Raw genomic sequence first — 18,545 nt, forward strand, 5'->3', positions numbered from 1 at the left:
GCGCCTTGGCGGTTGATCGCTTGTTCCAAAAACGACAGGGCAGAAGCTTCCCTGCACGACCGATCTTGTCCGGGAATTGCGCCAGGCCGGCTCCCTTGCCATCTGGGCCCCGCAGGGAGACGCCTGCCACATGCCCATCCGCGCCATCCTTGTAGGGCAATCCCTACGGCAAAGTCTCCGCTGCCCCGATGTGCGCCGCCGGCGCGCTTGACTACGCTGCACGCACTGCAAGTCATCAAGCAAAGGTGTGGGTATGGGCGAGGTCGATTCAGGCGCGGTGGCGAGTGACGTGCTGGTCAGTTTCCGCGGCGTGCAAAAGAGTTACGACGGTGAGCAGCTGATCGTCAAGGACCTCAATCTGGATATTCGCAAGGGCGAGTTCCTGACACTGCTCGGCCCTTCCGGGTCGGGCAAGACCACCAGCCTGATGATGCTGGCCGGCTTCGAAACACCCACCGCCGGCGAGATCCTGCTGGCCGGTCGTTCGATCAATCATGTGCCGCCACACAAGCGCGATATCGGCATGGTGTTCCAGAACTACGCGCTGTTTCCGCACATGACCGTGGCCGAGAACCTGGCGTTCCCGTTGTCGGTGCGCAAGCTGAGCAAGGCCGACATCAGCGAGCGGGTCAAGCGGGTGCTGGGCATGGTCCAGCTCGACGCCTTCGCCCAACGCTACCCGGCGCAGCTGTCCGGCGGCCAGCAACAGCGCGTGGCTCTGGCTCGCGCGCTGGTGTTCGAGCCGCAGCTGGTGTTGATGGACGAACCGCTGGGCGCGCTGGACAAGCAACTGCGTGAACATATGCAGATGGAGATCAAGCACCTGCACCAGCGCCTCGGCGTCACCGTGGTGTACGTGACCCACGACCAGGGCGAGGCGTTGACCATGTCCGACCGCGTGGCAGTCTTCCACCAGGGCGAGATCCAGCAGATCGACGCGCCACGGGCGCTCTACGAGGCGCCGAAGAACACCTTCGTGGCCAACTTCATCGGCGAGAACAACCGGCTGGCGGGCACCCTGGCAAGCCGCGACGGCGAGCGCTGCGTGATCACCCTGGCGCGCGGCGAGCAGGTCCAGGCGCTGGCGGTAAACGTTGGCCAGCCCGGCTCGCCGGTAACCTTGTCGATACGGCCCGAGCGCGTGCGCCTCAATGGCTTGAGCGACGACTGCGTCAATCGCTTCTCCGGGCGCGTCGCCGAATTCGTCTACCTGGGCGACCACGTGCGGGTGCGCCTGGAAGTGTGCGGCACGACCGATTTTCATGTGAAACAACCCATTGCCGAGCTCGACCCCGAGCTCGCCGTGGGCGATGTGGTACCGCTGGGCTGGCAGGTGGAGCACGCCCGCGCGCTCGACCCGCTGCTGAGCAACTGATGCAGCACCCGTAACGCACCCTCGGCAAGCACAACAAGAACAGGCCCGACCCGATCGCGCCACGCCTTACCTCTATGCCTCACCAACTTGCACTGTGGAGAGAAGAATCAATGCTCAAGCACCTCAAATTCACCGCCCTGACCCTGGGCATGCTGGCAGCGGCCCAGGCGATGGCCGCCGGCCCTGACCTCACCGTGGTGTCGTTTGGCGGCGCCAACAAGGCCGCCCAGGTCAAGGCGTTCTACGAGCCTTGGGAGCAGGCCGGCAATGGCAAGATCGTGGCGGGCGAGTACAACGGCGAAATGGCCAAGGTCAAGGCCATGGTCGACACCAAAAGCGTGACCTGGGACCTGGTCGAGGTCGAGTCGCCCGAGCTTTCGCGCGGCTGCGATGAAGACATGTTCGAGCCGATCGATCCGAAAATCTTCGGCAATCCTGGCGACTACGTCAAAGGCTCGATCCAGAGCTGCGGCGTCGGCTTCTTCGTCTGGTCCACGGTGCTGGCCTACAACGCCGACAAGCTCAAGACCGCGCCAACCAGCTGGGCGGATTTCTGGGACACCAAGAAATTCCCCGGCAAGCGTGGCCTGCGCAAGGGTGCCAAGTACACCCTGGAATTCGCCTTGATGGCCGACGGCGTCGCACCCAAGGACGTCTACAAGGTGCTGGCGGGCAAGGATGGTCAGGACCGCGCGTTCAAGAAGCTCGACGAGCTCAAGCCCAGCATCCAGTGGTGGGAGGCCGGCGCCCAGCCGCCGCAGTACCTGGCCTCCGGTGACGTGGTCATGAGCTCGGCCTATAACGGCCGGATCGCCGCCGTGCAGAAAGAGAGCAACCTGAAGGTGGTGTGGAACGGCGGCATCTACGACTTCGATGCCTGGGCCATCCCCAAGGGTGCGAAGAACGCCGAAGCGGCGAAGAAGTTCATGGCCTACTCGGTCACCCCGGCCCAGCAGAAGATCTTCTCCGAGAACATCGCCTACGGCCCGGCCAACACCCAGGCAGTACCGTTGCTGGACAAAGGCATCCTCAAGGATATGCCGACCACCCCGGAAAACATTGCCGACCAGGTGCAGATCGACGTGAGCTTCTGGGCCGACAACGGCGAGCAGCTGGAGCAACGCTTCAACGCCTGGGCCGCCAAGTAAGGCCTGAAGCAAGGGCCAGCTGCAAGCGGGCCTGCCTGAACGCCGCGCGACCTGCGAGGGCCGCGCGGCCACTGATTTGTTGCACAGGGTTTAGGAGTTTGCGATGGCCCTCACCGTACCGCTGGCCGAAGTCACCGGACCCAGCCTGAAACAGCGTCTGGCCCGTGCCGAGCGGGTCAACCGCTGGAAGGCCCAGGCCTTGATCGCGCCGCTGGTGATTTTCCTCCTGCTGGTGTTTCTGGTGCCCATCGTGGCGCTGTTGTACAAGAGTGTCGGCAACCCCGAAGTGGTCGGCGCCATGCCTCGCACCGTCGCCGCGATCGCCCACTGGGACGGCCGCGGCCTGCCTGACGAGCCGGTTTATCAAGCCCTCGCCGAAGACCTCGGCGAGGCGCGCAGGAATCAGCAATTGGGCGACTTGTCCAAGCGCCTGAACATGGAGTTGGCCGGCTACCGCAGCCTGCTGACCAAGACCGCCCGCGCGCTGCCGTTCGCCGACGCGCCGGCAAGCTGGAAAGATGCCCTGCAGAACCTCGACGAGCGCTGGGGCGACCCTGCCTACTGGCAGGCCATCCGCCGCAACGGCGGCAGCCTGACGCCGTACTACCTGTTGGCGGCCGTCGACCACCGCGTCGACGATTCCGGCCAGGTGGCACCGGCCACGCCGGACCAGGCCATCTACCTGGACATCTTCGCCCGTACCTTCTGGATGGGCCTGGTCATTACCGTGATCTGCCTGCTGCTGGCCTATCCGCTGGCATACCTGCTGGCCAACCTGCCGGCGCGGCGCAGCAACCTGCTGATGATCATGGTGCTGCTGCCGTTCTGGACCTCGATTCTGGTGCGCGTGGCCGCCTGGATCGTGCTGCTGCAGTCCGGTGGCCTGATCAACAGCGCGCTGCTGGCCATGGGCATCATCGACAAGCCGCTGGAACTGGTGTTCAACCGCACCGGGGTGTACATCTCCATGGTGCACATCCTGCTGCCGTTCATGATTCTGCCGATCTACAGCGTCATGAAGGGCATCTCGCCGACCTATATGCGCGCGGCGATTTCCCTGGGCTGCCATCCGTTCGCCAGTTTCTGGCGGGTGTATTTCCCGCAGACCTATGCCGGTGTCGGCGCTGGCTGCCTCCTGGTGTTCATCCTGGCCATCGGCTACTACATCACCCCGGCGCTGCTGGGCAGCCCGAACGACCAGATGGTCAGCTACTTCGTGGCCTTCTACACCAACGTCAGCATCAACTGGGGCATGGCCACTGCGCTCGGCGGCCTGTTGCTGCTGGCCACCGTGCTGCTTTACCTGATCTACAGCTGGCTGGTCGGCGCCAGCCGCCTGCGCCTGAGCTGAGGAGCGTCGCCATGTCCAATACCCCATTCATGTCGCCGGTCGAGCGGCTCTGGTACTACAGCCTGCGCATCCTGTGCGGCCTGGTGCTGCTGTTCCTGATCCTGCCGGTGCTGGTGATCGTGCCGTTGTCGTTCAACGCCGGCAGCTTCCTGGTGTACCCGTTGCAGGGCTTTTCGCTGCACTGGTACCAGGACTTCTTCGCCTCGGACGAATGGATGCGCGCGCTGCGCAACAGCATCATCGTCGCGCCGGCCGCCACCGCGCTGGCCATGGTCTTCGGCACCCTGGCCTCGATCGGCCTGACCCGCGGCAACTTCCCCGGCAAGAGCCTGGTCATGGCCCTGGTGATTTCGCCGATGGTGGTGCCGGTGGTCATCGTCGGTGTGGCCAGCTACCTGTTCTTCGCGCCGCTGGGGCTGGGCAACAGCTTTGCCTCGTTGATCCTGGTACACGCGGTGCTCGGCGTACCGTTCGTCATCATCACCGTGTCGGCGACCTTGCAGGGCTTCAACCACAACCTGGTGCGCGCCGCTGCCAGCCTCGGCGCATCGCCACTGAAGGCATTCCTGCGGGTGACCCTGCCGCTGATCGCGCCCGGGGTGATCAGCGGGGCGCTGTTCGCCTTCGCCACCTCCTTCGACGAGGTGGTGGTAACGCTGTTTCTCGCCGGTCCCGAGCAGGCGACCCTGCCACGGCAGATGTTCAGCGGTATTCGCGAGAACCTCAGCCCGACCATCGCGGCCGCGGCGACCTTGCTGATCGCCTTCTCGGTGGTGCTGTTGCTGACCCTGGAGTGGCTGCGCGGGCGCGGCGAGAAGCTGCGCACGGCGGCCTGAACAGCGCTTGGGGGCAGGGCGGGGGCGCGGCGGGTGGCGCGGGTGATGTACAATGCGCGCCACTGTGATATCAGCCAACAGGTGCGCCATGCTGCCCTTCGTCATTGCCCCGTCCATTCTTTCTGCGGATTTCGCCCGTCTGGGCGAGGAAGTGGACAATGTCCTCGCCGCCGGCGCCGACATGATCCACTTCGATGTGATGGACAACCACTACGTGCCCAATCTGACCATCGGCCCGATGGTCTGCGCGGCGCTGCGCAAGTACGGCGTCACCGCGCCGATCGACGTGCATCTGATGGTCAGCCCGGTGGACCGCATCATCGGCGACTTCATCGAGGCCGGCGCAACCTCCATCACCTTCCACCCGGAAGCGACCCAGCACATTGATCGCTCGCTGCAGCTGGTGCGCGAAGGCGGCTGCAAGTCGGGCCTGGTGTTCAACCCGGCCACGCCGCTGAACCTGCTGGAATACGTCATGGACAAGGTCGACATGATCCTGCTCATGAGCGTCAACCCCGGCTTCGGCGGGCAGAAATTCATCCCTGGTACATTGAACAAGCTGCGCGAAGCGCGCGCGCTGATCGACGCCAGCGGTCATGAAATTCGCCTGGAGATCGACGGTGGGGTCAACGTCAAGAACATTCGCGAGATTGCCGCGGCGGGCGCCGATACCTTCGTCGCCGGCTCGGCCATCTTCAACACACCCGACTACCGTGAAGTGATTGCCCAGATGCGCGCGGAACTGGCCCTCGCCCGCGCATGAGTGCCTTCGCCCAGCTGTTTGCCGGCAACTACCCGAAACTGGTGATGTTCGACCTCGACGGCACCCTCGTCGACTCGGTGCCGGACCTCGCCGCCGCGGTCAACCGCGCGCTGGCGCAGATGGGCCGCGAACCGGCAGCGCTCGAGTCGGTGCGCCAGTGGGTCGGCAACGGCGCACGGGTGCTGGTGCGCCGTGCCCTGGCCGGTGGGCTGGAGCACACTGAGGTGAGCGAGGCCGACACCGAACAGGCGCTGGCGCTGTTCATGGAGGCCTATGCCGACAGCCACGAGCTGACGGTGGTCTACCCCGGCGTGGCGCAGACTCTGAAGTGGCTGCACAAGCGCAAGGTGCCCATGGCGCTGATCACCAACAAGCCCGAACGCTTCGTTGCGCCCTTGCTCGACGGACTGGGTCTGGGTCGTTACTTCAAATGGATCGTTGGCGGCGACACCCTGCCACAGCAGAAGCCCGACCCGGCGGCGCTGTTCTTCGTCATGAAAATGGCCAATGTGCCGGCGCATCAGGCGCTGTTTGTCGGCGACTCGCGCTCCGACGTGCAGGCCGCCAAGGCCGCCAATGTCCCTTGCGTGGCCATGAGTTATGGCTACAACCACGGTCGCCCGATCGCCGACGAGTCGCCGGCGCTGGTCATCGACGACCTGCGCCAGCTGATCCCCGGTTGCGCCGATTCATCCGCTGAGATAACGTTGGCGGACGATTCAACCCCCTGCCGTAGAGATTCCATCGTGGTGGTCACCCGCAAACTCTGGATGAAAGTCATCAAGGCCCTGGCCCGCTGGCGTTGGCGCGCCTGACTGTCATCCGCCGGCCTGCCGGCTCGTTTGCCTACCCGACCGTTTGCTCCTCATGCCACGAGGCTGATCATGATCCGCGAAGAATTCCTGCGCTTGGCCGCTGCCGGCTACAACCGCATCCCGCTTGCCCGCGAAACCCTGGCTGACTTCGACACGCCGCTGTCGATCTACCTGAAACTGGCCGACCAGCCCAACTCCTATCTGCTGGAGTCGGTGCAGGGCGGCGAGAAGTGGGGGCGTTACTCGATCATCGGCCTGCCGTGCCGCACCGTGCTACGGGTGTACGACCACCACGTCAGCATCAGCCATGATGGCGTCGAGATCGAAAGCCATGACGTCGAAGACCCATTGGCCTTCGTCGAAACCTTCAAGGCTCGCTATAACGTGCCGACCATCCCCGGCCTGCCGCGCTTCAACGGTGGCCTGGTGGGGTATTTCGGCTACGACTGCGTGCGCTATGTGGAAAAGCGCCTGGGCAAATGCCCAAATCCGGACCCGATCGGCGTGCCGGACATCCTGCTGATGGTCTCCGATGCCGTGGTGGTGTTCGACAACCTGGCCGGCAAGATGCACGCGATCGTGCTCGCCGACCCGGCCCAGGCCGATGCCTATGCCGACGGCCAGGCCCGTCTTGAAGCGCTGATGGAAAAACTCCGTCAGCCGATCACCCCGCGTCGCGGTCTGGACCTCGACCGGCCGCCCGCCGCCGAGCCGGCGTTTCGCTCCAGCTTCACCCAGGATGACTACGAGCGCGCCGTGGGCGTGATCAAGGAATACATCCTCAGCGGCGACATCATGCAGGTGGTGCCCTCGCAGCGCATGTCCATCGACTTCAAGGCCGCGCCCATCGACCTGTACCGGGCGCTGCGCTGCTTCAACCCAACGCCCTACATGTACTTCTTCAACTTCGGCGACTTCCACGTGGTGGGCAGCTCGCCGGAAGTGCTGGTGCGGGTCGAGGACAACCTGATCACCGTTCGCCCGATCGCCGGCACTCGTCCGCGCGGGGCCACCGAAGAGGCCGACCACGCGCTGGAAGTCGACCTGCTGTCGGACGACAAGGAGATCGCCGAGCACTTGATGCTGATCGACCTGGGGCGCAACGACACCGGTCGCGTCTCGGAAATCGGCTCGGTGAAGCTGACCGAGAAGATGGTCATCGAGCGCTACTCGAATGTCATGCACATCGTTTCCAACGTCACCGGGCAGTTGAAAGAGGGGCTGACGGCCATGGACGCCCTGCGCGCCATCCTGCCGGCCGGCACCTTGTCCGGTGCGCCGAAGATTCGCGCCATGGAGATCATCGACGAGCTCGAGCCGGTCAAGCGTGGCGTCTACGGCGGCGCGGTGGGCTACCTGGCCTGGAACGGCAACATGGACACGGCGATCGCGATCCGTACCGCCGTGATCAAGGACGGCGAACTGCACGTGCAGGCCGGCGGTGGCATCGTCGCCGATTCGGTGCCGGCCCTGGAGTGGGAAGAAACCCTGAACAAGCGCCGCGCGATGTTCCGCGCCGTGGCGCTGACCGAACAAACTCCCGACTTCGACGCCTGAGGCCCTGACCATGTTGCTCATGATCGACAATTATGACTCGTTCACTTACAACGTCGTGCAATACCTGGGTGAGCTGGGCGCCGACGTCAAGGTCATTCGCAATGACGAACTGACCCTCGCCGAGATCGAAGCGCTGGCGCCGGAACGCATCGTCGTTTCGCCCGGGCCGTGTACGCCCACCGAAGCCGGTGTGTCACTGGACGTGATCAAGCATTTCGCTGGCAAGCTGCCGATTCTGGGCGTGTGCCTGGGCCACCAGTCCATCGGCCAGGCTTTTGGCGGCGACGTCGTGCGCGCTCGCCAGGTGATGCACGGCAAGACCAGCCCGGTGACCCACCATGACCAGGGCGTGTTCGAAGGCCTCAACCACCCCCTGACCGTTACCCGCTACCACTCGCTGGTGGTCAAGCGCGAAACCCTGCCGGACTGCCTGGAGGCGACCGCCTGGACCGAGCACGCCGACGGCTCGGTCGACGAGATCATGGGGCTGCGGCACAAGACCCTGAACATCGAGGGCGTGCAGTTTCACCCCGAGTCGATCCTCACCGAACAGGGCCACGAGCTGCTGGCCAACTTCCTCAAGCAGACCGGCGGCAGCCGCCCCATCAAGGATTGAGCATGGACATCAAGAACGCTCTGGGGCGTATCGTCGATCAGTTGGACCTGACGGTCGATGAAATGCGTGACGTGATGCGCCAGATCATGACCGGGCAATGCAGCGAGGCGCAGATCGGCGCCTTCATGATGGGCATGCGCATGAAAAGCGAGAGCATCGACGAGATCGTCGGCGCCGTCTCTGTGATGCGCGAACTAGCCAGCAAGGTCGAACTCAAGACCCTGGACAACGTGGTCGACATCGTCGGCACCGGCGGTGACGGCGCGAATATCTTCAACGTTTCCACCGCTTCGGCTTTTGTCATTGCCGCGGCCGGGGGCACCGTGGCCAAGCATGGCAACCGCGCGGTGTCCGGCAAGAGTGGCAGTGCCGACCTGCTCGAGGAGGCGGGGGTCTTCCTAAACCTCACGCCTGTGCAGGTGGCGCGCTGCATCGATAGCGTCGGCATCGGCTTCATGTTTGCCCAGTCCCACCACAGCGCCATGAAATACGCGGCAGGCCCGCGCCGCGACCTGGGCCTGCGCACCTTGTTCAACATGCTCGGCCCGCTTACGAATCCGGCCGGCGTCCGCCATCAGGTGGTCGGCGTGTTCAATCAGGCGCTGTGCCGGCCGCTGGCCGAAGTGCTCGGGCGGCTGGGCAGCAAGCATGTGCTGGTGGTGCATTCCAAGGACGGCCTGGATGAGTTCAGCCTGGCCGCACCGACCTTCGTCGCCGAGCTGAAAAATGGCGAAATAACCGAGTACTGGGTCGAGCCCGAAGACTTGGGTATAAAGAGCCAGACCTTGCACGGCCTGGCCGTCGACGGCGCCGCCGCCTCCCTGGCTCTGATCCGCGATGCACTGGGCAAGCGCAAGACTGAAAATGGCCAAAAGGCCGCCGAGATGATCATGCTGAATGCGGGCGCCGCACTGTACGCGGCCGATCTGGCCAGCAGCCTCAGGGAAGGCGTGGCCCTGGCCCATGATGCGCTGCACACGGGCCTGGCCCGGGAAAAACTCGACGAGCTGGGTGCCTTTACGGCGGTATTCAAGGTGGAGAACACGCAATGACCGAGTTCAAGGTGCCGACCGTGCTGGAGAACATTCTCGCGCGCAAGGCTGAGGAAGTGGCCGAGCGCAAGGCCCGGGTCAGTCTGGCCGAGCTGCAGGCCCAGGTCAGCGGCGCCTCGCCGTTGCGGGGTTTTGCCAAGGCGTTGATGGCCCAGGTGGCGAAGAAGCAGCCGGCGGTGATTGCCGAAATCAAGAAGGCCTCGCCCAGCAAGGGTGTCATCCGCGAGCACTTCGTGCCGGCGGACATCGCCCGCAGCTACGAAAAGGGCGGGGCGACCTGCCTGTCGGTGCTCACCGACGTCGACTATTTCCAGGGTGCCGACAGTTACCTGCAACAGGCCCGTGAAGCCTGCAAACTGCCGGTGATCCGCAAGGATTTCATGATCGATCCCTACCAGATCGTCGAATCGCGGGTGCTCGGTGCCGACTGCATCCTGCTGATCGTCGCCGCGCTGGATGGCGCTCGCCTGGCCGAGCTGGCTGCAGTGGCCAAGGACGTCGGCCTCGACGTTCTGGTCGAAGTGCATAACGGCGACGAGCTCGACCGCGCGTTGAAAACCCTCGACAGCCCGCTGCTGGGGGTCAACAACCGTAACCTGCACACCTTCGAAGTCAGCCTGGAAAACACCCTCGACCTGCTGCCGCGCATTCCGCGCGACAAGCTGGTGATTACCGAGAGCGGCATCCTCAACCGTGCCGACGTCGAGCTGATGGAAGTCAGCGACGTGTATTCCTTCCTGGTCGGCGAGGCGTTCATGCGCGCCGAGAGCCCGGGTTCGGAACTGCAACGGCTGTTTTTCCCCGAGCGGGTCTCGCAGAAGATCGTTCCGGGGCTGGACTGATTCACGTGCTGCAGCGCCTGAGCGTCGAGGCCGGCTTGCGTGCCGAGCAGGAGCTGCTCGCGGACGTGTGTGCAGGCCGGCGTGGCAACGCCTTGCTGTTGTGGCAGCCGACCGATCGGGCCCTGGTGATGCCGCGGCGGATGAGCCGGCTCGAGCACTTCGAGTCGGCCTGCCGCAGCGTCGAAGCCTCCGGTTGGCCGGTGCTGCTGCGCGAGACGGGTGGCGAGCCGGTACCGCAATCGCCGGCCACGCTGAACATTGCCCTGGTCTATGTGGCGCCGCGCAGCGAAGGCGACTTGAACCGCATCGAAACTGCCTACCAGCGGCTGTGCCAGCCCCTGTGCGATGTACTGCAGCGCTGGGGTGGCGCCGCTTCGCTGGGCGAGATCGACGGCGCTTTCTGCGACGGTCGATACAACGTCAACCTCAATGGCCGCAAATGGGTCGGTACGGCGCAGCGCTGGCGCCAGGGCCTCGGCGGCTCGCGGCCGGTGGTACTGGTTCATGGTGCCGCGCTGCTGGATGACGAGCGCGAGGCGATGGTTGCGGCGGTCAATCTGTTCAACGAACGATGCGCGCTGGTGCAGCGTTGCCGGGCGAGCAGTCATGTCGCCTTGCACGAGGTGTTCCCTCACGCGCCGCTGCTCGAGTCGTTGCAACTGCAGTTCGCCCAGATGCTGGCGCAGGTCGACAAAGACTAGGTGCCCCCTAGCGGGTGCCGAACACCACCATGGTCTTGCCCTTTACATGCACCAGTCGCTGGTCCTCGAGGTCCTTGAGCACACGCCCGACCATTTCCCGCGAGCAACCGACAATGCGGCCGATCTCCTGGCGGGTGATCTTGATCTGCATGCCGTCCGGGTGAGTCATGGCGTCGGGCTGCTTGCACAGCTCGAGCAGGCAACGGGCTACGCGGCCGGTCACGTCAAAGAAAGCCAGGTCGCCCACCTTGCGCGTGGTATTGCGCAGCCGCTGGGCCATCTGGCTGCCCAGGGCGTAGAGGATTTCCGGTTCCTGTTCGGCGAGTTCGCGGAATTTGCCGTAGCTGATTTCCGCCACTTCGCATTCGGTCTTGGCGCGCACCCAGGCGCTGCGCTGATGATCGTCACCGGCAGGCTCGAACAGGCCCAGCTCGCCGAAGAAATCTCCGGGGTTGAGGTAGGCGATGATCATCTCGCGGCCGTCATCGTCCTCAATGATGATGGTCACCGAGCCTTTGAGGATGAAGGACAGCGTCTGCGAGTGATCCCCGGCGCAGATGATGGTGCTCTTGGCGAGGTAGGTCTTGCGCTGGCAGTGAACCAGCAGCCGTTCGATATTTTTTATCTTCGGTCGAGGAGCGGCCATGCTGTGACTTCCAAGGGCTGCGCAGCGTTCGGCGTTCTATTGACGCCATGGGTTTGGCGCAGCTTATCAGAGAGTGTGAACTGTATCTCTTTATTTCAGCGCCCACTCGTCACCCTAGCTCAAACCCGCCAAGTCGGCCTGTCGGAAGTCCTGTGCTAAGCTGGCCGCCATTTTTCAATTTGTTGCAAGCAACGGGAGTCCGGGATGAAAGCGCGTATTCAATGGGCCGGTGAATCGATGTTTCTCGGTGAGTCAGGCAGCGGCCACGTCGTAGTGATGGACGGCCCTCCCGAGAGCGGCGGGCGCAACCTCGGTGTGCGGCCCATGGAGATGGTGCTGATCGGGCTGGGTGGCTGCAGCAACTACGACGTGGTGAGCATTCTGAAGAAGGCGCGTCAGCCCATCGAAAGCTGCGAGGCGTTTCTTGAGGCCGAGCGTGCCAACGAAGACCCGAAGGTATTCACCAAGATCCACCTGCACTTCGTGGTCAAGGGGCGCGGCTTGAAGGAAGCTCAGGTGAAGCGGGCGATCGAGCTGTCGGCGGAAAAGTACTGCTCGGCCTCGATCATGCTTGGTGCAGCAGGCGTGGAAATCACCCACGACTACGAGATCATCGAGTTGGGCTAAGTTGCCCGCTTCAGCAAAAAGGCCATCCTGCGATGGCCTTTTTTTCGTTCAGAGCCGATAGGTGCTCTTGGTCATGACCTTGGCCAGCAGGCTCATGCCGAATTTCACCGGCGCCGGAAAACGGTAGCCGCCAGCGTCCAGGGCCGATTCGGCGTGCTGCTGCTCGTCGGTGCGCATCTGCTCGAGAATGGCCCGGGACTTTTCATCGTCCACTGGCAAGGTCACCAGGTGCTCGTCCAGGTGCTTGCACACCTGGTGTTCGGTGGCCGCAACGAAACCCAGGCTGACCCGGTCGCTGACCAGGCCGGCAACTGCGCCGATGCCGAACGACATACCGTAGAACAGCGGGTTGAGCACGCTGGTGTGGCTGCCGAGCTGGCGAATGCGTTGGTCGCACCAGGCCAGGTGGTCGACTTCCTCTTCAGCGGCATGCTCCATGGCCTTGCGCACTTGAGGCAGCTTGGCGGTCAGCGCCTGGCCTTGATACAGCGCCTGGGCGCAGACTTCACCGGTGTGGTTGATGCGCATCAGGCCTGCGGCGTGGCGGCTGTCCTCTTCGCTGAGCTTGGTCTCGGCCCGCACCAGGGCTGGCGATGGACGCGACGGCGCGCCGCTGAACGGCAGCAGCGTGCGCATGGCCGTGTCGGCCTGCAGGAGCAGTCGATCGATGGGTGAATAATGACGTTGGGTGGCCACAGGCACCTCCATTCGGGGTTTTATGACGGAATGCAGCGGCGCTCAGCCCGGTGGCCAGTGCATCTGGCGCTGACCCAGAACATGCATATGGATGTGGTAAACCGTCTGGCCGCCCAATTCATTGCAGTTCATGACCACGCGGAAGCCTTCTTCACAGCCCAACTCCAGCGCCAGCCGCTGCGCGGTCAGCAGCAAATGCCCGGCCAGCGACTTGTCGTCTTCGGTGAGGTCGTTGAGCGTGCGCACCGGCTTCTTCGGGATCACCAGGAAATGCACGGGTGCCTGGGGGGCGATGTCATGGAAGGCCAGGACCTGGTCATCCTCGTAAATGATCTTGGCCGGGATCTCCCGGTTGATGATCTTGGTAAACAGAGTATCCACTACCGTTTCTCCAGGGTGATAGATGGGCTGAGTGTAACAGGCTCGCGGGTCAGCCTGGGCCCGGCTCACTGCGGCAGGCGCGGGCGGTAGCGCTTGTTGATCATCCCGGCGACCTTGCGGGCCAGCCAGCGCGAGGCGAATCGGCAGCCGCGAGCGAGCCAGCGATTGCCCTGGCCGGGAATGATGACAGCACGGTTGCGCGCCAGCGCCCGTACCGTGTAAAGCGCCACTTGCTCCGGGCTCAGGCAGCGGCGGCCGTCACGCAGGCGCTCGACCCACCGCAGAGGCGAAGTCACCGGCCCCGGGCAGAGTACCGATACCCTGATCCCGGTCTGCTTCAGCTCCTCGCGCAAGGCTTCGGAAAAGTGCAGCACGTAGGCCTTGCTGGCCGCATAAGTGGCCATCCAGGGGCCTGGTTGAAAGGCCGCCAGCGAAGCGACATTGAGGATCTGCCCGCCGCCGTGCACCGCCATGCGGTTGCCCAGGGCGTGGCACAGCCGGGTCAGGGCCAGAACGTTGAGTTCGATTAGATCCTGCTCATCGGCCCATTCCTGGGCCAGAAAATGTCCGTAGGAGCGAACCCCCGCGCAGTTGACCAGCAGGTCTATGCGCCGGTCGCTTTCTTCCAGCTCCAGCAGAAACCCGGAAAGGCGCAACGGCTCGCCCAGGTCGCAGGCGCGAAACAGCACCTCGACGCCAAAGCGTTGGGTCAGTTCGCCAGCCACTGCCTCCAGTGGATCACGGTGGCGTGCGACCAGCAATAAATGACGACCCCGGCGCGCCAGGGCCTCGGCCATTGCCAGGCCAAGGCCGCTGGATGCGCCGGTGATCAATGCGTAACTCGGCATGCTCCTCTCCGTGCCTTCGATGCCGGCAGTTTACATGGATGATGCGCCGGGCTCAGCCCGCATCAGAACGGTTTGACCACGACCAGGATCACCACGGCGATCAGGATCAATACCGGTATCTCGTTGAACCAACGGTAGAATTTGTGGCTGCGAGTGTTTTCTGCGCGGGCGAATCGTTTGAGTTGCGCGCCGCACACGTGGTGGTAGCCGATCAACAGAAACACCAGCGCCAGCTTGGCGTGCAACCAGCCTTGGCTCATCCAGCCGGGCGACAGCACGATCAGCCAGATCCCGAACACCAGCGAGGCGATCATCGAGGGCAGCATGATGCCGCGGTAGAGTTTGCGCTCCATCACGCAGAAGCGTTCACGGCTGGCGGTGTCTTCGCTGCTGGCGTGGTAGACGAACAGACGCGGCAGGTAGAACAGCCCGGCAAACCAGCAGACGACGCTGACAATATGCAGAGCCTTGATCCATAGATAGAGCATTCGACGACTTCCCAGGTTCACGGTACGCCGATAGTAGAGGCTTCCCTCCCGAGCGTCACGCAGGCATGTGCAACAGCGGGTGGCGTTGCTCAGGTGTGACGTCCCACCTTGCCGCACACTTGCTGCACAATAGTTGACCAATTTCGTAGGGGAAGAGGATAATGCTCGCCATCAGGCAACATGACGGCCAAGCGCCGGGAGATTACCAGCATGACTGTTGAATCCTTCACCCCTATGGCTTTGCAATTCACCCAGGGTGCGGCGCACAAGGTGAAGAACCTGGTCGACGAAGAGGGCAATGAGCGCCTCAAGTTGCGGGTGTTCGTCACCGGCGGCGGCTGCTCGGGCTTCCAGTACGGATTTACCTTCGATGAAGACGTCGCCGACGACGACACCATCGTCGAACGCGAGGGTGTCAGTCTGGTGGTCGATCCTATGAGCTTCCAGTACCTGGCCGGTGCGGAGGTCGACTACCAGGAAGGTCTGGAAGGTTCGCGGTTCGTGATCAACAACCCGAACGCCTCGACCACCTGCGGTTGTGGTCAATCGTTCTCGATCTGACTGCGTCCCACACAGCAAAACGCCGCGCCTCTGCGCGGCGTTTTGCTGTGTGGTGCCCGGCTCAGGCGGGGTAGAGAGCCCCCAGCACGCGCAGGCCACGCGCGCCAGTGACGCTGGGACGGTTGCCGGCAATGCCGGCAATGCAGCAATGGGCCAGCCAGGCAAAAGCCATCGCCTCGACCCAGTCCGGATCGACGCCGACACTGGCGGTGCTGGCCACTGTCGAGTGTGGGAGCAGGGCCTGCAAACGGTTCAGCAGAGCCAGGTTATGGGCACCGCCGCCGCAGACCAGCACCTCGCGATTGTCCGGTTGCGCGCCTTGCAGTGATTGGGTGATGGTCTGCGCGGTCAACTCCAGCAACGTGGCCTGCACGTCGACGTCAGCCACAGCGGGGCCCTGGCTCAGCTGATGCTGCAACCACGGCAGGTTGAACACCTCGCGGCCAGTGCTTTTGGGGCCTCTGGCGCTGAAAAACGGGTCGCTCGACAGCCGGGCGAGCAAGGCTGGGACGACCTGGCCCGATGCCGCCCAGCGCCCGCTGCGGTCGAACGGGTGGCCCTGCTTGAGCTCGATCCAGGCATCGAGCAATACATTGCCCGGCCCGCAATCGAAGCCGCGCACTGGTTGATCCGGGGCAATCAGGCTCAAGTTGCTGAAACCGCCGACGTTGAGTACCGCGCGCTGACGCTCCCGCCCGGCGAACAAGGCTTCGTGAAACGCTGGGACCAAGGGCGCGCCCTGGCCGCCGGCGGCCACGTCGCGGCGGCGGAAATCGCCGACCACGGTAATGCCGGTCAACTCGGCGAGCAGCGCAGGGTTGTCGATCTGCACCGTGAAGCCGCGGCCGGGTTCATGGCGGATGGTCTGGCCATGGCTGCCGACCGCCGTCACGTCCTGGGCGGTCAGCTTCTGCTCGTCGAGAAGCTGGCCGATGCCGGCCGCCGCCAGGCCGACCCAGGCATTGGCCGCCAGGGCGCTGCGGGCAATCTCGTCGGGGCCGCTGCTGCACAAGCTCAGCAGGTCGGCCCGCAGCGTTGCCGGCATCGCCACGTAATGCGTGGCCCGCAACAGCGGCTGCTGCTGTTGCTCGATCAGGGCAATGTCCAGCCCGTCGAGGCTGGTGCCCGACATCACACCTATATAGAGAGTCATGGCTTAGCGCTTGCTCGCAAGTTGCGTCGACTTTTCCTTCTCCATGCGCGCCATCAACGGCTGGCTTTGTTGCAGGAAGCGCGACTTTTCATTTTTGGCGATGGGGTCGGCCATGGGCAGCTTCTGCCCCAGCGGGTCGACGTGTACGCCGTTGACCTGGAATTCGTAGTGCAGGTGTGGCCCGGTGGACAGGCCGGTGGTACCAATATAGCCGATCACCTGGCCCTGCTTGACGCTGCTGCCGGTGTGAATGCCCTTGGCGAAACCCTGCATGTGCCCGTAGAGCGTGCGATAGGTCTTGCCATGCTGAATGATCACGGTGTTGCCGTAGCCGCCATTACGCCCGGCCAGCATCACCTTGCCGTCACCGGTAGCCTTGATTGGCGTGCCCCGTGGAGCGGCGTAGTCGACGCCCTTGTGGGCGCGGATCTTGTTGAGGATCGGGTGCTTGCGCTCCAGTGAGAAGCGCGAGCTGATGCGTGCGTAGTCCACCGGGGTGCGGATGAACGCCTTGCGCAGGCTGTTGCCTTCGGCGCTGTAGTAGGTGCTGTTGCCCTGGCGGTTGGTGTAGCGCACGGCCGTGTAGGTCTTGCCGCGGCTGGTGAAGCGGGCCGAAAGGATGCTGCCGGTGCCGATGACCTTGCCGTTGAGCACTCGCTGCTCGTAGATCACGTCGAATTCGTCGCCGGGGTGGATGTCCTGGGCGAAATCGACGTCGTACCCGAACACGCTGGTCAGGTCCATGGTCTGTGCGTGGCTGAGCCCGGCGCGCTGGGCAGCGAGGGACAGCGAGCTGGTGATGACGCCGTGGGCGTAGGCCTCGCGCACTACGGGCTTGAGGGTTTCGCGGGTGAACACGTAGCCGCTGGCCGACTTGTTCAGGCGGATGGTTTCCAGGTCGCTGACCTTGCTGTGCAGGCTCTGCAATTCGCCGGCGTCGCTGACCTCGAACTCGAGGATCTGGCCATGTTGCAACTGCGAGAAACGCTTGGCCTGGCGGTCGCTGGCAAGCACGTCGTGGACGATGCCAGGGGCCAGGCCGACCTTGGCAAACAGGGTCGATAGGGTATCGCCGCGGGTGACCTTGACCTCGCGATGGCCGGGGCCCTTTGGGGCCGGCTCCGGTGTGGGCGGCGTGACGGTTTGCGCGGCGTTGGCGGTTTCGTCCTGGCCATTGTCGATCTGCGCGAAGGGCGATGGCGCGGGGTCTTCGACGCTGCTGTCGACCGGGTTCTCGTCTTTTTCTTCTTTCAGGCGGTCGCTGGGGGTCTGCACGTCGAGGTTGTTGGAGGTGCGCTTGGCTTCTACTTCGCTGGAGGGAAATACCAGCAGCGCCAGGCTAAGGAGGGCTGCGATGCCGCTGGCCGCCAATAGGTGGCTCTTCGGATAAAGCGGCGGCGCTTTAGTCGGTTCGGTGGTCATAGGTGATTTTTGGCTTTGGAATAGATGAAAAGGAAAAGATGAATGACATGATGAAGATGAAATAACTGTATAAAATATAACCAAATCCTCCGCGAGGCAAGCGTCCAGACGCCGCCTGCCCCATTGCAGGTCACATCCGCGGAGCCGGCGTGGCGCAGTGGTCGCCGGAACTTGTATTTGCCGGGTGATCTTGTATGGTTGAGCCCCTTTGAATCTGAGCCTGTGGGTCCCTTTATATGAAGTCGGTTGAAGAGCAGCTGGCGCTGATCAAGCGCGGTGCCGAAGAGGTGTTGGTCGAGTCGGAGCTGGTCGAAAAGCTCAAGCGTGGGCAGCCCCTGCGCATCAAGGCTGGTTTCGACCCCACCGCGCCCGATCTGCACCTGGGGCACACGGTGCTGATCAACAAGTTACGCCAGTTTCAGGAGCTGGGTCATCAGGTGATCTTCCTGATTGGCGACTTCACCGGGATGATCGGCGATCCAAGTGGCAAGAGCGCCACGCGTCCACCGCTGACCCGCGAGCAGGTGCTGGCCAATGCCGAGACCTACAAGGCACAGGTGTTCAAGATTCTCGATCCGGCCAAAACCGAGGTGGCATTCAACTCCACCTGGATGGATCAGTTCAGTCCCGCCGACTTCATCCGCCTGGCGTCGCAGTACACGGTGGC

20 protein-coding genes and 2 pseudogenes (1 of these 22 only partly in view) are annotated in these 18,545 nt (G+C 63.7%); 14 read left to right on the forward strand and 8 right to left on the reverse strand.

Annotated elements, in window-relative coordinates; all coding sequences use genetic code 11:
- Positions 1-253 precede the first annotated feature (253 nt).
- The 11 genes from SFA35_RS03005 (at position 254) to SFA35_RS03055 (ending at position 11,056) form a co-directional block, all read left to right on the forward strand.
- Entirely contained in the window at positions 254-1,375 is a 1,122-nt protein-coding gene (locus tag SFA35_RS03005) for an ABC transporter ATP-binding protein (RefSeq protein WP_320575080.1), read from the forward strand.
- 110 nt (positions 1,376-1,485) lie between these two features.
- A complete protein-coding gene (locus SFA35_RS03010; protein ID WP_320575083.1) occupies positions 1,486-2,523 on the forward strand; it encodes an ABC transporter substrate-binding protein in 1,038 nt (345 codons plus the stop codon).
- Positions 2,524-2,626: 103 nt separating this feature from the next.
- Entirely contained in the window at positions 2,627-3,874 is a 1,248-nt protein-coding gene (locus tag SFA35_RS03015) for an ABC transporter permease (RefSeq protein ID WP_320575084.1), read from the forward strand.
- 11 nt (positions 3,875-3,885) lie between these two features.
- A complete protein-coding gene (locus SFA35_RS03020; protein ID WP_320575086.1) occupies positions 3,886-4,710 on the forward strand; it encodes an ABC transporter permease in 825 nt (274 codons plus the stop codon).
- Positions 4,711-4,798: 88 nt separating this feature from the next.
- The gene (gene rpe / locus SFA35_RS03025; protein WP_320575087.1) at positions 4,799-5,473 is read left to right on the forward strand and encodes a ribulose-phosphate 3-epimerase; all 675 of its coding nucleotides are present in this window, start codon (positions 4,799-4,801) and stop codon (positions 5,471-5,473) included.
- Positions 5,470-6,288 carry a phosphoglycolate phosphatase gene (locus tag SFA35_RS03030; RefSeq protein WP_320575089.1) on the forward strand — a complete coding sequence of 273 codons (819 nt, stop codon included), beginning with the start codon at positions 5,470-5,472 and terminating at the stop codon, positions 6,286-6,288. The genes rpe and SFA35_RS03030 overlap by 4 nt, the downstream gene beginning before the upstream one ends.
- A 69-nt stretch (positions 6,289-6,357) precedes the next feature.
- The gene (gene trpE, locus SFA35_RS03035) at positions 6,358-7,845 is read left to right on the forward strand and encodes an anthranilate synthase component I (RefSeq protein WP_320575091.1); all 1,488 of its coding nucleotides are present in this window, start codon (positions 6,358-6,360) and stop codon (positions 7,843-7,845) included.
- 10 nt (positions 7,846-7,855) lie between these two features.
- Positions 7,856-8,461, forward strand: coding sequence for an aminodeoxychorismate/anthranilate synthase component II (locus SFA35_RS03040; protein ID WP_320575094.1), 606 nt, complete (start codon positions 7,856-7,858; stop codon positions 8,459-8,461).
- 2 nt (positions 8,462-8,463) lie between these two features.
- Positions 8,464-9,513: an anthranilate phosphoribosyltransferase gene (gene trpD, locus SFA35_RS03045; protein ID WP_320575096.1), complete on the forward strand. Its 1,050-nt coding sequence runs from the start codon at positions 8,464-8,466 to the stop codon at positions 9,511-9,513.
- Entirely contained in the window at positions 9,510-10,355 is an 846-nt protein-coding gene (gene trpC, locus SFA35_RS03050) for an indole-3-glycerol phosphate synthase TrpC (protein ID WP_320575098.1), read from the forward strand. The genes trpD and trpC overlap by 4 nt, the downstream gene beginning before the upstream one ends.
- Before the next feature lie 5 nt (positions 10,356-10,360).
- On the forward strand, positions 10,361-11,056 hold the full coding sequence (locus SFA35_RS03055; RefSeq protein ID WP_320575099.1) for a lipoyl protein ligase domain-containing protein: 696 nt from the start codon (positions 10,361-10,363) through the stop codon (positions 11,054-11,056).
- A 7-nt stretch (positions 11,057-11,063) separates the two neighbouring features.
- Here the strand turns inward: SFA35_RS03055 and crp are convergent, their stop codons facing one another.
- Positions 11,064-11,702, reverse strand: a complete 639-nt coding sequence (gene crp / locus SFA35_RS03060) for a cAMP-activated global transcriptional regulator CRP (RefSeq protein WP_320575101.1) — start codon at positions 11,700-11,702, stop codon at positions 11,064-11,066.
- A 204-nt stretch (positions 11,703-11,906) separates the two neighbouring features.
- Between crp and SFA35_RS03065 the strand changes: the two genes are divergently transcribed.
- Positions 11,907-12,329, forward strand: a complete 423-nt coding sequence (locus tag SFA35_RS03065; protein WP_320575103.1) for an OsmC family protein — start codon at positions 11,907-11,909, stop codon at positions 12,327-12,329.
- A gap of 48 nt (positions 12,330-12,377) precedes the next feature.
- Here SFA35_RS03065 and coq7 read toward each other — a convergent pair whose 3' ends face one another.
- The 4 genes from coq7 to hemJ all read right to left on the reverse strand — a co-directional run bounded on the left by coq7 (position 12,378) and on the right by hemJ (position 14,742).
- Positions 12,378-13,025: a 2-polyprenyl-3-methyl-6-methoxy-1,4-benzoquinone monooxygenase gene (gene coq7 / locus SFA35_RS03070; protein WP_320575105.1), complete on the reverse strand. Its 648-nt coding sequence runs from the start codon at positions 13,023-13,025 to the stop codon at positions 12,378-12,380.
- A gap of 42 nt (positions 13,026-13,067) precedes the next feature.
- Positions 13,068-13,406 carry a histidine triad nucleotide-binding protein gene (locus SFA35_RS03075; protein WP_320575107.1) on the reverse strand — a complete coding sequence of 113 codons (339 nt, stop codon included), beginning with the start codon at positions 13,404-13,406 and terminating at the stop codon, positions 13,068-13,070.
- 65 nt (positions 13,407-13,471) lie between these two features.
- Positions 13,472-14,254 (reverse strand): SDR family oxidoreductase, encoded by a 783-nt coding sequence (locus tag SFA35_RS03080; protein WP_320575109.1) that lies wholly within the window; start codon positions 14,252-14,254, stop codon positions 13,472-13,474.
- A gap of 62 nt (positions 14,255-14,316) precedes the next feature.
- On the reverse strand, positions 14,317-14,742 hold the full coding sequence (gene hemJ / locus SFA35_RS03085) for a protoporphyrinogen oxidase HemJ (RefSeq protein ID WP_320575111.1): 426 nt from the start codon (positions 14,740-14,742) through the stop codon (positions 14,317-14,319).
- Positions 14,743-14,952: 210 nt separating this feature from the next.
- Here hemJ and erpA point away from each other — a divergent pair, with 210 nt between their 5' ends.
- Positions 14,953-15,303: an iron-sulfur cluster insertion protein ErpA gene (gene erpA, locus SFA35_RS03090; RefSeq protein WP_320575113.1), complete on the forward strand. Its 351-nt coding sequence runs from the start codon at positions 14,953-14,955 to the stop codon at positions 15,301-15,303.
- Positions 15,304-15,364: 61 nt separating this feature from the next.
- On the opposite strand, the gene SFA35_RS03095 is transcribed toward erpA, so the two are convergent.
- The 3 genes and pseudogenes from SFA35_RS03095 to SFA35_RS26620 form a co-directional block, all read right to left on the reverse strand.
- Complete coding sequence (locus SFA35_RS03095; protein WP_320575116.1) at positions 15,365-16,456, reverse strand: anhydro-N-acetylmuramic acid kinase; 1,092 nt, start codon at positions 16,454-16,456, stop codon at positions 15,365-15,367.
- A 3-nt stretch (positions 16,457-16,459) separates the two neighbouring features.
- Positions 16,460-17,662, reverse strand: a pseudogene (locus SFA35_RS03100) (peptidoglycan DD-metalloendopeptidase family protein); the annotation flags it as partial.
- A gap of 68 nt (positions 17,663-17,730) precedes the next feature.
- Positions 17,731-17,878 (reverse strand): annotated as a pseudogene (locus SFA35_RS26620) (peptidase M23); the annotation flags it as partial.
- Positions 17,879-18,114: 236 nt separating this feature from the next.
- Between SFA35_RS26620 and tyrS the strand changes: the two are divergent.
- Positions 18,115-18,545, forward strand: the 5' portion of a protein-coding gene (tyrS, locus tag SFA35_RS03105; protein WP_320575120.1) for a tyrosine--tRNA ligase. 769 nt of this gene lie beyond the right edge of the window; only the first 431 of its 1,200 coding nucleotides appear in the window; the start codon lies at positions 18,115-18,117; the stop codon falls past the right edge of the window.

The organism is Pseudomonas sp. HR96 (genome assembly GCF_034059295.1).
In the GTDB taxonomy this organism is placed as follows: domain Bacteria; phylum Pseudomonadota; class Gammaproteobacteria; order Pseudomonadales; family Pseudomonadaceae; genus Aquipseudomonas.